At 55.4% G+C, this 14,514-nt stretch carries 11 protein-coding genes; 4 read left to right on the forward strand and 7 right to left on the reverse strand.

The features are described from left to right. Nucleotides 1-34 precede the first annotated feature (34 nt). The gene (locus tag Q4G72_RS00320; RefSeq protein WP_303309443.1) at nt 35-1,021 is read left to right on the forward strand and encodes a YpdA family putative bacillithiol disulfide reductase; all 987 of its coding nucleotides are present in this window, start codon (nt 35-37) and stop codon (nt 1,019-1,021) included. Nucleotides 1,022-1,102: 81 nt separating this feature from the next. On the opposite strand, the gene Q4G72_RS00325 is transcribed toward Q4G72_RS00320, so the two are convergent. The 4 genes from Q4G72_RS00325 to Q4G72_RS00340 form a co-directional block, all read right to left on the reverse strand. Further along, a complete protein-coding gene (locus Q4G72_RS00325; RefSeq protein ID WP_303309444.1) occupies nt 1,103-1,591 on the reverse strand; it encodes a hypothetical protein in 489 nt (162 codons plus the stop codon). Nucleotides 1,592-1,750: 159 nt separating this feature from the next. Continuing rightward, on the reverse strand, nt 1,751-3,115 hold the full coding sequence (locus Q4G72_RS00330) for an SGNH/GDSL hydrolase family protein (protein WP_303309445.1): 1,365 nt from the start codon (nt 3,113-3,115) through the stop codon (nt 1,751-1,753). A gap of 21 nt (nt 3,116-3,136) precedes the next feature. Beyond that, a complete protein-coding gene (locus tag Q4G72_RS00335) occupies nt 3,137-4,396 on the reverse strand; it encodes an OmpP1/FadL family transporter (RefSeq protein WP_303309446.1) in 1,260 nt (419 codons plus the stop codon). A 155-nt stretch (nt 4,397-4,551) separates the two neighbouring features. After that, a complete protein-coding gene (locus Q4G72_RS00340) occupies nt 4,552-5,370 on the reverse strand; it encodes a cyanophycinase (protein WP_303309447.1) in 819 nt (272 codons plus the stop codon). Between the two features lie 254 nt (nt 5,371-5,624). Here Q4G72_RS00340 and mgtE point away from each other — a divergent pair, with 254 nt between their 5' ends. After that, nucleotides 5,625-7,010 (forward strand): magnesium transporter, encoded by a 1,386-nt coding sequence (gene mgtE, locus Q4G72_RS00345; RefSeq protein ID WP_303309448.1) that lies wholly within the window; start codon nt 5,625-5,627, stop codon nt 7,008-7,010. Nucleotides 7,011-7,025: 15 nt separating this feature from the next. On the opposite strand, the gene arfB is transcribed toward mgtE, so the two are convergent. After that, entirely contained in the window at nt 7,026-7,439 is a 414-nt protein-coding gene (gene arfB, locus Q4G72_RS00350; RefSeq protein WP_303309449.1) for an alternative ribosome rescue aminoacyl-tRNA hydrolase ArfB, read from the reverse strand. 247 nt (nt 7,440-7,686) lie between these two features. Here arfB and Q4G72_RS00355 point away from each other — a divergent pair, with 247 nt between their 5' ends. Next, nucleotides 7,687-9,747, forward strand: a complete 2,061-nt coding sequence (locus Q4G72_RS00355) for a M13 family metallopeptidase (RefSeq protein WP_303309450.1) — start codon at nt 7,687-7,689, stop codon at nt 9,745-9,747. A gap of 73 nt (nt 9,748-9,820) precedes the next feature. Here Q4G72_RS00355 and Q4G72_RS00360 read toward each other — a convergent pair whose 3' ends face one another. Next, nucleotides 9,821-10,291 carry a nuclear transport factor 2 family protein gene (locus Q4G72_RS00360; protein WP_303309451.1) on the reverse strand — a complete coding sequence of 157 codons (471 nt, stop codon included), beginning with the start codon at nt 10,289-10,291 and terminating at the stop codon, nt 9,821-9,823. Nucleotides 10,292-10,475: 184 nt separating this feature from the next. On the opposite strand from Q4G72_RS00360, the gene Q4G72_RS00365 reads away from it, so the two are divergent. Further along, nucleotides 10,476-11,222 carry a head GIN domain-containing protein gene (locus tag Q4G72_RS00365; RefSeq protein WP_303309452.1) on the forward strand — a complete coding sequence of 249 codons (747 nt, stop codon included), beginning with the start codon at nt 10,476-10,478 and terminating at the stop codon, nt 11,220-11,222. Between the two features lie 86 nt (nt 11,223-11,308). On the opposite strand, the gene Q4G72_RS00370 is transcribed toward Q4G72_RS00365, so the two are convergent. After that, nucleotides 11,309-14,182, reverse strand: coding sequence for a PA14 domain-containing protein (locus Q4G72_RS00370; protein ID WP_303309453.1), 2,874 nt, complete (start codon nt 14,180-14,182; stop codon nt 11,309-11,311). Nucleotides 14,183-14,514: the final 332 nt, after the last annotated feature.

Genomic DNA, 14,514 nt, shown 5'->3' on the forward strand with positions numbered 1-14,514 from the left:
TAAACCCTTCTTACCTCTGGCCGGTATTACACCCATGCTTTCTATTGCTGATTCTTTTGACGTGGTTATCATCGGGGCCGGGCCCGTGGGGCTGGCCTGCGCTATTGAGGCCAAGCGGCGCGGCTTTACAGTGTGCGTGGTGGATAAGGGCGCGTTGGTAAATTCTCTGGTGGGCTACCCCACCAACATGGAGTTTTTCTCCACGCCGGAGCTGCTGGAAATTGGCGGATACCCCTTCCCTACCTCTCACTACAAACCCCTGCGCGAAGATGCGCTGGACTATTACCACCGCGTGGCGGTGGCCGAAAAACTACCTCTGCGCCTCTATGAAAAAGTGATGGGGCTCGAAGGTGAGCCCGGCCGCTATGAGGTGGTGACGGAAAAAGGCCGCATTGCCTGCGCTGCCGTGGTCATTGCCACCGGCTTTTATGATATACCTAACTACCTGAATGTGCCCGGCGAAGAGTTGCCGCACGTGAGCCATTATTACAAAGAGCCCTACGCCCACGTGGGACAGTCGGTAGTGGTCATCGGGGCCAAAAATTCCTCAGCCAAAGCCGCGCTGCAGTTGCTGCGCGCCGGAACCGATGTGACCATGGTGGTACGCGGAGCCGAGGTAAGCGAATCCGTGAAGTACTGGATACGGCCTGATCTGGTGAACCGCATTGCCGAAGGGCGTATTAAGGCATATTTCAGCACCAGCGTGCAGCGTATTACACCCGAAGCCATAGAAATGCTGACGCCTGAAGGCCCGCTCACGCTGCCAGCCAGCCATGTGTATGCCCTCACCGGCTACCGCCCCAACTACCCACTGCTTGCCGCGCTAGGCATCACCACCCGCGACGATGACGCCTGCACCCCCTGGTACAACCCCGACACCTTTGAAACCAATCGACCGGGCGTATATCTGGCGGGTACCGTGTGTGGCGGGTTAAATACCAGCCGCTGGTTTATTGAAAATGGTCGGCACCACGCGGCTATTATTGCGGCACATATTAATCCGTTATGCACTGCGGGTTAGATAATCCTTACACATAACAGCAACGCCCACTCTTTCAGGAAGAGTGGGCGTTGCTGTTATGTGTAAGAAGCTTACCGCTTTCTAAAAGGCGTTGTAAGTAGCAGCATATGTGAAATTAATACCATTGCTACTGCCTTTGAACTGCAGCTTAAGAGTACTGGCGGTCAGTTCTACGATATCAAACGACAGGGAAAGGGCGCTGCCTGGATCCGACAATATCAATTTGGATTGATCAGAGTTAAAATCCCAATTGACCTGCTGCGTTTGTGGATCGGAAGCAGTATCGTCGCACTTGGTTGGGCCCTGATCATAGACCAGTGTTTTATCGGTATTATACTTCTCAAAATCGTCCTTTGCGCAAGGCTCATAATCTACATAAGCGTCCTCCGTAACGGTACGACCACCATCTACATAGGAATATGTTTCTGCCGACATACGCCAGTTTTTGGCCGTCAGCAGCTCGGTTTTCGACTTAGGCTTGTCGTCATCATTATCCTTCTTACAAGCGGAGAAGGAGCCCACCAATAGCAGGGCAATAAACAGGCGCAGCGTGTGTTTCATTTGAATCATAAATTGAAGAGTAAATAGCCGCCTAAGAAGTCAGTCCGTACAATTGGCTCAAAGGATTTTACAAGTATAGCGCTTCCCGGTATCTTCTGGCCTGAAAGTCATAAAAAAAGACTCCCTGTTGGCAGGGAGTCTTTTTTATGAAAGCGTACGCAGAAATGCTTACGGGAACGTTACGCCACTGTAGTCATTCGGATTTACCATGGGTACTGAAGCACCATAGGTCTGGTTGATTACGCGAATAAACTCATTGGCCACTACTGCATAGCCGCGGGACGTGGGGTGCACGCCATCCAGCGAGAACAGGTTGCCGGAAATGTAGGCCGTAGTGTTGTTTACGGCGTTGATAGCAAAGCCATTGTTCACGATGGTGGAGAAGAAGGAGTTCATATCTACCACCGGCTGCTTGTACTGACGGGCCGACTTCGCAATAATGGAGTTCAGCTGGGCCGTGCGGGAAGTAATGGCGCTTAGCTCATCCGCATCCAGTACGTACTGGCTGGGCAGCGGATTGCTTTGCGTAGCCGTGTAACCTACCCCAACTGGGAATGGATTGGCCGGGTTTGTAGAAGGCGTACCAATTACGGCGCTGGAAGTCAGCACCAGCAAATCGGTAGGAAGAGCAGCCCGTACTTCACCTTTACCCGTGGTAATAAACAGGCTGGCTGTAGAGGCGTTCGGGATGTTGGGGTTGGCTTTGATGGATGCGTTAATAGCATTCACACGAACCGTCGTAAAGTAAGGCAGTGCCGAAACGCCGGGAATGTTAGCTACTGCACCTTTAACCGTTCCATTCTTGGAAATGGTAGCCAGCAGCGCCCGATAACCTATGCCGAAGCGGGTAGTATCCGACAAGCCACTGAATGGGTTGGAAGCACTGGCCACACCACCATTGGTAGCATACGTCAGCACATCGTTATTGCCCAGCCACATGGTGAAAAAGGTAGGGCTGGCTTGGCCGATATACGTCAGATAATCCTTAGTAGGAGCTTCAGCAGCCGGTAACAGGCGGTTAAAATAAGGGTTGATAACGCCATAAGGAGCCAGACCACCCGTCAGCGCCGAAACGCTGGAAATAACCGAAATACCGGGTACAGCCAGGTTGTTGGGCTGCGGGCCGGTATAAGCCGCCAGTTGCGCTTGTCCACTAGGGAGCGTAGCACCGGTATAAGCCGTTTTGTCCGTTACCGTTTCCAGTTTAGGCGAACCATTGGCATTGAAGCCCGTGAAGCGGAGGAAGCCGCTGCCGTTTTCCTGGCCCGCTGCAAAAACAGGCTGCACAAACTCGCCGCCGCCTACTTTTTTGAACTGCTGCGCCAGAATGGCCGGATAGGACTGCGCTTGTGAGGCATTTGAAACACCGCCATTGGAGTAGCCGGCTGTGAGTGAGTTGCCTACTGATACATATTTGCTGAAATCAGCGGAGCCTTTGTCGGCTTTGGGAGCGTCCAGCTCTGGCTGGCAACCGCCCAGCACCAGACCTAGCAGAGCCAGGCCGGGCATCGTTTTCTTAAACAAAGTAATCATCGAAGTCGGAGAAGTAGACGCTTAGAAAGTGTAGTTGAGGCCAATACCGGGAATCACAATCTGCGTTTTGTAAGTTCCTGCAACCCGGTCAGTCGTCTTATTATTCAGCAGATCCTGCTGGGTTTGGGTGCGCTTCTGCAGGCTGATAAACTGCGTAGAAATATCTACTGAGAAATGCTCGCCTGCTTTATAGGAAGCACCGGCAGTTACACCAATCCGGTCAGCATCGGGAGTTTCCGGCGACACATAGCCATCTTTCACCGGCGACATATCATAAGAGCCGCCCGCCCGCACCGTGAAGGCATCCGTGAGCTTGTACTGGCCACCCAAACGGAGGGTAAGTGCATCCTGATAGAAGCGCTTAGACGTGCTGCTGGTAGCGCCGCCCACGGGGCCATTGAAAGTAAAATCGAGGCTGCGGTATTTGCTCCACTGCACGTGGTTCACGTCCAGAGCCACCGTCAGCTTTTCAGTAGGCATTACGCCAATGCCGATAGTAGTAGTAGCGGGCAGCGGAATGGTGACACCAAACTCCGTTCCCTGGAAGCTAGCCTTGGCAGATGCCGGCAGGTTAGAGAATGTAACGTCGCCCCCTTCCACAGTGGCGTCAATCTTAGAACGGTAGGAAACCCCAACGCTCAACTTCTCGGAGGGCTTAAAGAAAACACCGGCGTTGAGGCCTACTTTGTGTTCGGCCTGGCCATCCAACTCTACGTGACCATACTGGCCCTGGGAGTTGGTTACCGGAATATCGCGCTGCAGGTTTACCGACCCATAAGCCAGTACTGCTACTCCAAGGCCTACGCTCAGCTGATCCGTAACGGCAAAGCTTACGGTGGGCTGTACAAATACAGACTTCAGGTCAATATCCGTCAGGGAGAAACGACCTTCCCAGCCATCGGCATACCGCAGATTGCTGCCAAAGGGCGTATACACGGCAATACCGGCCTTCCACTTGCCTTCTGCCGGGCCAAACCCTGCGAATAAGCTAAAAGGATTCACTACAGAGTTGCGCAGGTTGCGCTCATCGCCCCCAAACTCGGCGCGGAATGCCTGCCGGGCGAAAGTGGCGTTGGCCCCCATTTGCACGCCCCGCTCCCGTACCATGGCTAAGGCACCAGGGTTGTAGAACATAGAAGCCTGATCCAAAGCAAGGCCGGCACCAACGCCGCCCATACCGTTGTTTTTGATGCCGGCCAGCGACACCTGAAAGCCGCCTGCCGTTGCAGCAGTTGCTGCCAGCAGTGCACTACCTACGAGAAGTAGAGATTTTACATTCATACAAGAAAAATGTGGGTTGGGGTTATTCGGACTAAATGTAGGCAGAAAAAACGTTCAAATACTCGGCGTGCCGACCATTTTAAGCCCTATAGCATAGCTGGCCGCCAATTTGGCTGCTAGTATGCAAAAAAATGTGGTCTATCCGCAAATCGGCGTTATTCCGGCTGGGTTTCCCGCACCTGGCGGCTAGGCAGGTGCAGGCGCTGCCCGGCTACCAGCAGGTGCACGCGCAGGTCCAGTCCGCTTACCGGCTCGCCCCGCCCAATGCGGCCCAGATTATTGCCGCGCTGCCGGGAGCCGTCTACCACCATCACCACACCGTCGCCAAATACTTCTGCCTCCGTTCCACCACGGATAATCAGGCCGGTTTCCTCCGAAAGGCCCAGGCCCAGGCACATAGGGTGAGCCAGTACGGCATGCGCCAGCCGTCCAAAGCGGCCCCGTTCCACAAAATGCTGGTCAATGAGCAGCTTGGGCAGCAGTTCCAGCCCGGCGGTGGTCTTAATCCCGCCTTTGCGCAGGGCCCGCCAGCCATAGCCGTCCACCAGCATAAAATCGGAGAGCACGGCGGCACCGGCACTGGTGCCGGCTATCAAAAAGTCTGGCTCTGTCCGGAAGCGGTGCTGCAGTTGGCGCAGAAACTCGGTGCCCCGCAAAAACTCTACAATTCGTTCCTGGTCGCCGCCGGTAAAGAACACCACCTTGGTGCGCGCCAGTCGCCGGAGCGTGGCAGGCGCATCGGCCGGGTGGTGCGCATCAATATGCAAGTGGTGCGAGGTGGCGCAGCCCAGGTCGCGCAGGGCCTGCTCGTAGGCCTTGGCGGTATCGTGCGGCTCGCTGGAAGCCGTGGTAATAATCTCAATAGGCGCCTCGCGCGAGGGCAGCAGGTCGCAAAGCAGAGACAGCAGCACATCATCATCGCCCCCGCCAAGGGCGATGAGCGTACCAAGCGCAGAAACGGGTAACTGATTCATAAATCACAGGGAGCAACAGCAACCGCGGGTCTCCGTTGCCCGGCTGCTGCCCCGAAAGTAGTAGGCCTGTACGCAAAACCTCCATCAGAAGCCAACCTACCTCCCACCGCCACATCACGCTTACGGGAAATACCCCATTTTCTTAGCCGAAATTTCGGGCGGCAATGCGGGTTAGCCGCCAGTTTATCCTAATTTTGCAGGCCGATTTTCACCTCAACCTGCTTGCCTAGCGAAGCATAAGCGCCTTCAGTCCGATGATTCAGCACCCCACCGCGGAAACCATCACGTCCCTGATTCAGGAGGGCGAGTTTTTTAAGCTGAAGGAGGTTCTTAAACAGTTTGAACCGGCCGAGCTTGTTGAGCTGCTAGAGAATGAGGAGGAGCGCGAGCAGCTGATTATTTTTCGGCTGCTACCCCTGAAGCTGGCCACCGAGGTATTTGAATACCTTGACCTGGATATTCAAAAACATTTTCTGGCCAACCTCTCGCAGGAGAAAATTGCCGACATCCTCAATGAGATGTCGCCGGATGACCGGACGGCCCTGCTGGAGTTTCTGCCCGATGACTTCGTAAAGGAGCTGATTCAGACGCTTTCGGAGGCGGAGCGCAAGGTTACGCTGGAGCTGCTGGGCTACCCCGAGTACAGCGTGGGACGCCTGATGACGCCCGACTACATTGCCATACGGGAAAACTGGACCGTGCAGCAGGTGCTCGACTACATTCGCCGCCATGGCGGACAGTCGGAGACGCTAAGCATGCTGTATGTCACCGATCCTCGGGGCATACTCATTGATGACATCCGCATCCGGGAGTTTCTGCTGGCCGACCCTGAGCGGCGTGTGAGTGACCTGATGGACCGCCGCTATGTGAGCCTCAACGCCATGCAGGACCAGGAGGCGGCGATTGATGTGTTCCGCAAAAACGACCGGGTGGCCCTGCCCGTCGTCAATGACGAAGGCGTACTATTTGGCATCGTCACCATCGATGACATTCTGGATATCCGGGAGGAAGAAGATACCGAGGATATCCAGAAGCTGGGGGGCTCCGAAGCCCTGGATGAGCCGTATCTGGCTACTTCTATCTGGAGCATGGTGAAAAAGCGGGCCGGCTGGCTGGTGATTCTGCTGATTGGGGAAATGCTAACGACTTCCGCCATGCACCATTTTGAAGATGATTTGCAGAAGGCTGCCGTGCTGGGCCTGTTTATTCCGCTCATTATTTCCGCCGGCGGTAATGCCGGCTCTCAGGCTACTTCCCTCATTATCCGGGCTATGAGCTTGGGCGAATTTACCCTCTCCGATTGGTGGCTGGTAATGCGGCGCGAATTGATTTCGGGGATGTTGCTGGGCGGTATTCTGGGTGTGGTGGGCTCGCTGCGCATTATCCTGTGGGCTAACTATATAGACCCCGGCTACTTCGGGCCGTACTGGCTACTGATTGCCGTAACGGTAGGCTTCTCGCTGCTGGGTATTGTCCTGTGGGGGGCCTTGTCGGGGGCTATGCTGCCCATGCTGCTCAAGCGCCTTGGTCTGGACCCCGCAACTTCCTCTGCTCCCTTTGTGGCCACACTGGTAGACGTAACGGGGCTTATTATCTACTTCTCGGTAGCGACCATGGTACTGCGCGGCACGCTGCTGTAAAATCCGGGCCAGGCACTAAAAGTCCATACTTCCTTTTCCGCGGCTGGCCTTTTTGGCACTGTGCTTTTTCTTAGACTCCAGGCGCTGCCGCACAGCACCTTTGCTGGGCTTGGTGGCTTTGCGGGCTTTGGGTTTGTGCAGGGCTTTCAGCAGAAGCTGATGAAACTTCTGCAGCGCAATTTCCTTGTTGCGCAGTTGGCTGCGGTCTTCCTGTGCTACTACCAGCAAAAACCCTTCGGCCGTTAGCTGTTTGGTCAGCTTGGTGAGCAGGAGCTCTTTCTGCGCCTCACTGAGCAGCTGCGAATCGGCTACGTGGAAGCGCAATTCTACCCTGGACTCTACCTTATTTACATTCTGCCCGCCTGGTCCACTGCTGCGGCTGGTTTGAAATTGAACTTCGGACAGGAAAGCTTCAGCAGACGGCAGCATGGATAAGCAGAGTAGAGCGGGAAATAGCAGCGGCAAGTAGCCTCAAATTGCTCATACCGGCGCTATCGGGTTTGGGTTGGCTTATTTCCTGCTTACTGCCGGGTTAGAGGGCAACTGGGCCACCGGTGGTATCCATTGGGCTGCAGTAGCAAGCTGGCGGTTTATTGCAACCTGCGCCTGAGGTAGTTGTCTTATATAATGGCGCAGGCGCTATCTTCGTCTTCCTCAACTTCCCCTAATCTATTCCATGAAACTTTCTTTTGCTACCCGGCGCTGCCTGGTGCTTGGCCCTGCCCTGGCTTTGCTGCTGGCGGGCTGCCACTCCTCCGGCACCAAGGACACTGCCGGCCAGCCTGATTTGCTCCAGGCTAACCTGGACACTACCATTCGCCCCGGCGACGACTTTTTCACCTACGCCAATGGCGGCTGGCTGAAAAAGCACCCCATTCCTGCCTCTGAAAGCTCCTGGGGTATTGGTAAAGAAGTGCAGGACGAAGTGTATGCTCGTCTGCGCGCCCTCAATCAGGAAGCGGCTAAAGCCAACGCCAAGGTGGGCACCAACCAGCAAAAAATCGGTGACTTCTGGGCGGCTGGTCTGGATTCTGTGGCCATTGATAAGCAGGGTATCACGCCCCTGAAGCCAGAGCTGGACCGCATTGCGGCTATTAAATCTCTGGCCGATGTGCAGGCCGTTATTGCCCGCCACCAAGTGCTGGGGGTAAATTCGCTGATTGGCCTGTATGTAGCACAGGACGCCAAAAACAGCGACAAAATGGCCCTGCACCTCTACCAGGCCGGGCTGGGCCTGCCTAACCGCGACTATTATTTCAACAAAGACGCCCGCACCAGCAACATCCGCAAAGAGTACGTGCGGCACGTGGCGCGTATGCTGCAGCTGCTGGGGCAGGACTCCGTAACGGCACAGCGGCACAGCCAGCAGATTATGCAGCTGGAAACGGCGCTGGCTGGCTCCTCGCGCAAGCTGGAAGCCCTGCGCGACCCTTATGCCAACTATAACAAGCGCGCCGTAACGGCCCTGAGCCAGCTCACGCCCGGCATCGACTGGAAACCGTGGCTGGCGCAGATGGAGTTGGGCAAGGTAGATACCGTTATTGTAGGCCAACCCGAGTTTTATCAGCGCGCCGGCCAACTGCTGAAAACCACTCCGCTGGAGCAATGGCAGGCTTATCTGCAGTGGCATCTGGTAAACTCCTACGCCAGCCAGCTCAGCCGCCCCGTGGATAACGAGCATTTCCGCTTCTATGGCACCATTCTGCAGGGCCAGAAAGAGCAGCGCGCCCGCTGGAAGCGGGTGCTGGATGAGGAGGAAGATGGCATGGGCGAAATCCTGGGCCAGCTATTCGTAAAAGAGTACTTCTCCCCTGAAACCAAAGCCCGTTACGCCAAGCTGACCGAAAATGTAGTAGATGCCTTCCGGGACCATATTCAGGCGCTGGACTGGATGAGCGACTCCACCAAGCAGAAAGCCCTGGTAAAGCTGGCCAAAATCACTCCCAAAGTGGGCTACCCCGATAAGTGGCGGGACTACTCGTCTCTGAAAATCAGCCGGGATTCATACCTGGGCAACGTGATGCGGGCCAACGAATGGAAGTACCGCTACCAGATTAACAAGCTGGGCAAACCCGTAGACCGTACCGAGTGGGACATGACACCCCAGACGTACAATGCCTACTATAACCCTAGCAACAACGAAATTGTACTGCCCGCCGCTATTTTCGCCGTTCCCGGGCTGAAGGATGCCGATGCCGATGATGCCATTATCTACGGCTACGCCGGTGCTTCTACCATCGGGCACGAGCTGACGCACGGCTTCGATGATGAAGGCAGCCAGTATGACGAGAAAGGAAACCTTCGCAACTGGTGGAGCAAAAAGGACCGCGCCGCCTTCCAGCAACGCGTGAACAGCATTGTGCGCCAGTTCAACGGCTATACCGTCCTCGATTCCCTGCACATCAATGGTAAGGCAACGGCCGGCGAGAACATTGCTGATCTGGGCGGTATTGTTATTGCCTTCGATGCCTTCAAGAAAACTGAACAATTCAAGAAAGGTGAGAAGATTGGTGGCCTTACGCCCACGCAGCGCTACTTCCTGGGCTATGCCCTGGGCTGGCAGCACCACCAGCGCGACGAAGTGCTGGCCCAGCGCATCCTCACCGATGTGCACTCCCCCGCGCAGTACCGCGTCAATGGTCCCTTCGCCGACGTACCAGCCTTTTATGAAGCCTTCAATGTAAAAGAAGGTCATAAGCTCTGGCGCCCCGACAGCACCCGGGTAACTATCTGGTAATTTAGATAGCCTGTCATAAAAAAGCCTCTCCATACCTAATGGAGAGGCTTTTTTATGCTTACCGCTTTAACCATCAGATATGCCGCGCTCTGAACAGCTGCAGGTTTTTGGCGGCCTGCGTCTGCACTTTTCGTTGGAGAAACGATGACCAACCCAGCAGCCATCCAATAGGTCCCAGAGCCTGCCGCGACCAGCGCCAGAAGCTGAATTCATCGTGGTGGGTGCGAATGAGGCCCTCCTCGAAGGTGAAGCTGGCGCTGATGCGGTTGTGCACCGGGCGCTTCGTCTGGGAAAATGTGTAGCGAGCCTCCCATTCTGCCTGCCCGTAGTGGTCGTCGGCGTGCACATTGGAGTAGGTAAGCTCTAAATCGTGGCCCCGCTCACAGAGCATCCGCCACATAGCGCCTATTTCGGCCGACCCTTCCAGGGAAAAGGCGGCATCCTGAAAAAAGGCCTGAGGATGGTAGCACATAGTCATGGCATGCCAGTCGCGGCGCTGGAAGGCTTGATAGAAGCGGTGGAGCAGTTCTTCGTGTGGGTGCATGGCAGGAGAATAGAGGCCCGGACAAGGTAGAGAAAGTTGTTATTTTCTTGTTGCCGGCTTTCGGATTTAGTACTTTCTATTTCAGGCACATGCCCGCGCACAACAGGAATCTTACCTTCTCAGGCAACGGTTGAAGCGCCGCAGCCATCTTTCCACCAAGCACCTCACTTCCATCTTCTTTTCTATGAAATCTACTACTCTTCTCCTGCTTCCTTTGCTGGCCATAAGCTCGCTCTCGGCTTTCCGCCCGGCCTCTTTTCATTCGGCCACTATGGCTCCGGCTGAGGAGCACCGCGAGGTGCGGGAGGTGGCCGCTTTTGATGAGCTTTCGCTGAACCTCTCCGCCGAGGTGATTCTGCGCCAGGGTAGCCCGCAGCGGGTGGAGATAGTGGGCGACGCAGAAGATTTAAGCAGAATTGAAACCGTAGTAAAAGACAGCCGGCTGCGGATTCGGCTGCCCGAAAAAGACCGGAAGGCTGATTGGTTTAAAGGCAACAGCTTCAAGCAGCCCATCAAGATTTATGTTACCATGCCTGCCATTAAAATGCTGGGAGTGAGTGGCTCGGGCGCTATGAGCAGCGAAACGCCCATAAAAGCGGCAGCTTTGAAAGTAAGCATGTCTGGCTCTGGCCGGCTACAGCTGAATCTGGTTACTGAACAGCTTTCGACGTCTCTGGCTGGCTCGGGCCGCATTGGCCTGTCTGGCAGCACTGGTACTCATAAGCTTTCCATCAGTGGCTCGGGCAACTTGGTAGCACCTAACCTGCGCACCAACACCACGCAAATCAGCATCAGTGGCTCCGGAAACTGCCAGGTACATGCCAGCCAGACGCTGAATGCCTCCATTTCCGGCTCCGGCAATGTGCAGTACCAGGGCAGCCCGCAGGTTACCTCCCACATTATGGGCTCAGGGGCGGTCCGGAAAGCCTAAGCAGCATTGCGCCATCCTCTAGCTGGTAAACGAGAATGCCCCGTGCTGTAGTTAGCGCGGGGCATTCTCGTTTTTGACATAAGCCTTTATTCAATCAGCAGCTTTTGAGTGGTGCTGCCACTCTGCGTGATAAGCCGCACCAGATAGGCACCCCGGGAAAGGCCCGGCGCTGTAATCCGATACTCACCGGTGCTTTGCGCGGGCAGCGACTGGGTGTGGAGCCGCCGGCCCTGCAGGTCCAGAATTTCCAGGGTACCCGCCGCGGCTTCCGGCTGCGTGACGCGCACTACAAACTTGCCGGAAGAAGGATTAGGGAAGATGTTCAGCAACAGGCCTTGCCGGCTGGTGAGCTGTACGGTTTGAATAGGCGAGTACTGCACTGCCCCATCTAAATCCGTCTGGCGTAGGCGGTAGTAGTTGAGGCCGGCCGCAGGGCGACGATCCACAAACTGATAACGCTGCTGGTGGGAGCTGTTGCCGGCTCCGGCCTGGCGCCCGATTTCCGTGAATTGCTTCCCATTGGTGGAGCGCTCTACTGCAAAGTAGGCGCTATTTTTTTCCTGAGCTGTTTCCCAATCCAGCTGCACGGTGCCGCCGCTGGCTGCCCGGGCCTGGAAACGAACCAGCTCTACCGGTAGTGGGGTGGCCCCTATGCCCGTGCAAAGGAACGTAGCTGGAATAGGCACCATATCCGGGATACCTGCGGCCGCACTCATCCAGCTTAATATAAGCCGGTTGTTGGCCGTGAATTCCCCATAATGCACCAGAATGGGATGCAGCCCGGCCGTGAGCGTGACCGTGCCGGTGATAGTGCGCGGTGGGTGCCCCGTGCCATTGTTAATCAGGGCGCTTTCTGTAGTAGGCGGCGTGGCCAGCGCAGCGCCATCAATCCACAGATACGAGGCATCGTCGGAGGTTAGCGCAAACGTATACTCGCCGGTTACGGGCACGGACAGCCGGCCCCGAAAACGGGCGCTGAACATATTGGGCAAGCCTTTGGAGTCGGGCTCAGGCCCCACCAACGTACCCCAGTCATCCTGATCAAAATTCAGCCCCAGCTCTGTGCGGAGCATACTGGGTGTCTGGGCTGTGAAGAAGCTTTGATTATCGTCTAAATCATCAAAGTAGCCGACATAGTACTCGCCATAGAGGCCGGCCGTAACGGGCTTATTGCCAGGGTCGGTGCCGGTGCAGCCGGCTGGTGGGGGCGGCGTGATGACAAAGGCAAAGGAGCGCGCAAAGGTGGTAGAGCCCTCGGCGTTTATAGCGGCTACATCGGCCTGATAGCGGCCTTCCGGCACCGTGCCGTTGGCAAGCAGGCGGCCCGTGGAGGCTTCAATGGTAATTCCGGCGGGCAAGTCTTCGGCATTGGTCAGGGCAAAACCGGAAACCGGGCTCGGGCTGGTTACCGCTGGCAGCGGAGACGAGCCGCTGCTGCTCACTCCCACCGCCGTAGACACGGGTGAATAAGCCAGCGCCTGGGGAACCTGCCAAAACCGTTGCAGCGGTGTACCAAAAGCTGTGCTGGGAATTATCTGACGCGGAATACCGGCGGCTACGCTGGACCACTCCAGCTGCAGCACGTTGGCGGCCTCGCCTTCGCCATACAATAGCAGCACGTTGTGGAGGCCCGCCGTTAAAAAGCGCCGCACTTGTTTTGTTACTGCTGCGTGGCTGCCGCCGTCATTAATAGCGGCTTTGCTCAGCAGCAGCGGGGAGCTGAGGGCATCATTATCCAGCCAGAGAATAGCCCCGTCATCTGACGTCAGGTAAAAGACATAGTTGCCGGTAACCGGAATGCTGAGGGTGCCCCGGATGCGGGCGCTGAAGTTATTGGGGTTTCTAATGGAGCCGGTGGCAGGCGGGTTGATGTTGCCCCAGTTGCTGACCAGATCTACCTGAGGAAGAACCCAGGAACGGCTCGGCGTCTGCGCAAAAAACGCATTAAAATCGGTGGTGGCGTTGAAGTTGCCGGCGTAGTACTCAATGTATACCCCCTGTGCCGCCGGGTGGCCGCCAGGGTCGGTGCCGGTTACGCCGGCAGGGGGCGGCGGCGTGATAATGAAGGTAAAGACCTGCGAGAAAGTAGTGGAACCATCGGTATTGGCGGCGGCTACATCGGCCACGTAGGTGCCGGCCGGCACGTTCTTATCCGCCGTGAGTACTCCGGTAGACTGATTAATGGTAATGCCGGCTGGTAGACTTGCCGCATTAATCAGGACGTATTCGTTTATGCGGGTGTCGCTGGTGACCACAGGTGCCAGGGAAGTGACTTTGGTCCCAGTGGCTGTGGCGGTGTAGTTAGGGGTGTATACCAGGCTTTGCGGGTAGGAACGCATCGGTTGGATGCTGGTGCAGAGAGACGCTGCAGGAATCACCTCCCGACTGATACCGGCATCGGTGCTGGCCCATTCCAGCTTTAGCACGTTGGTAGCAGCTGCCTCACCATAATGCACCAGAATGTTGTGCAGGCCTTTGGTGAAGTATACGGTGGCCGTTTTTTCAGTGGCGCTATGGCCACCGCCGTTCTGAATTGTAGCTGTTGCGCTGGCAGGAGTGGCTAGAGCGGCATTATCCAGCCACAGATAGGAAGCGTCGTCAGAAGTAAGATAAATAGTATAGGTACCCGCTTTCTGTACCATTAAACTGCCCCGCAACCGCACGCTGAAGTTATCCTTCGCTCCATTGGTACCGGTAGCGGGTGGCGAAATACTACCCCAGCTAGCGGTGTTTAAAAAATTCAATTGCGCATCTGTCCGGGTCAGCGCCGGCGTATTGGCGGCAAAGAAGCCCTGATTGTCATTAAAATAGTCGGCATAGTACTCCCCGTACAAGCCATTGGTGGCGGGCTGTCCACTGGCATCCTGCCCGGTGCAGGCTATAGCGGGGCCCTGCGCCTGAACTGCCAGGCCCGGCAGGCAAACGGCACCTATACTAAACAGATAGATCCAACGCCTCAAAACCTGTGAAAAAAGATGCTTCATGACTTATATTTTTAATTGAACCACCTTGGCAGTACATTAAAAATATCTTTTATTCATGGAATAAAAAAATACTTTATTAGAATTATTATATGAATATTATAAGCATTTCACCTCTTTATAGGACTTAACCAAGCTAAAATTCTGTACTAATTAGCAGAAACGGAATATCCATCAATAACTATGTTCAGGCGAAATCCCCAAATTTTATACGTTGTATAGTTTCTTAATTAAAAAGCCAGCTTGATACGACTATCAGAACAACTAAGCGGCGCCTATTTTCTAACCTGCTACCGAATTGCTTATTTGCA

The organism is Hymenobacter sp. BT730, from assembly GCF_030542105.1.
In the GTDB taxonomy this organism is placed as follows: Bacteria; Bacteroidota; Bacteroidia; order Cytophagales; family Hymenobacteraceae; genus Hymenobacter.

Bases quoted from the DNA above. Each gene is read 5' to 3' on its own strand.
- Q4G72_RS00355 (WP_303309450.1), top strand. From the start codon at position 7,687: ATGAAACTTTCTTTTGCTACCCGGCGCTGCCTGGTGCTTGGCCCTGCC.
- Q4G72_RS00320 (WP_303309443.1), top strand. From the start codon at position 35: ATGCTTTCTATTGCTGATTCTTTTGACGTGGTTATCATCGGGGCCGGG.
- Q4G72_RS00340 (WP_303309447.1), bottom strand. From the start codon at position 5,370: ATGAATCAGTTACCCGTTTCTGCGCTTGGTACGCTCATCGCCCTTGGC.
- Q4G72_RS00335 (WP_303309446.1), bottom strand. From the start codon at position 4,396: ATGAATGTAAAATCTCTACTTCTCGTAGGTAGTGCACTGCTGGCAGCA.
- Q4G72_RS00365 (WP_303309452.1), top strand. From the start codon at position 10,476: ATGAAATCTACTACTCTTCTCCTGCTTCCTTTGCTGGCCATAAGCTCG.
- mgtE (WP_303309448.1), top strand. From the start codon at position 5,625: ATGATTCAGCACCCCACCGCGGAAACCATCACGTCCCTGATTCAGGAG.
- Q4G72_RS00330 (WP_303309445.1), bottom strand. From the start codon at position 3,115: ATGATTACTTTGTTTAAGAAAACGATGCCCGGCCTGGCTCTGCTAGGT.
- arfB (WP_303309449.1), bottom strand. From the start codon at position 7,439: ATGCTGCCGTCTGCTGAAGCTTTCCTGTCCGAAGTTCAATTTCAAACC.
- Q4G72_RS00325 (WP_303309444.1), bottom strand. From the start codon at position 1,591: ATGATTCAAATGAAACACACGCTGCGCCTGTTTATTGCCCTGCTATTG.
- Q4G72_RS00360 (WP_303309451.1), bottom strand. From the start codon at position 10,291: ATGCACCCACACGAAGAACTGCTCCACCGCTTCTATCAAGCCTTCCAG.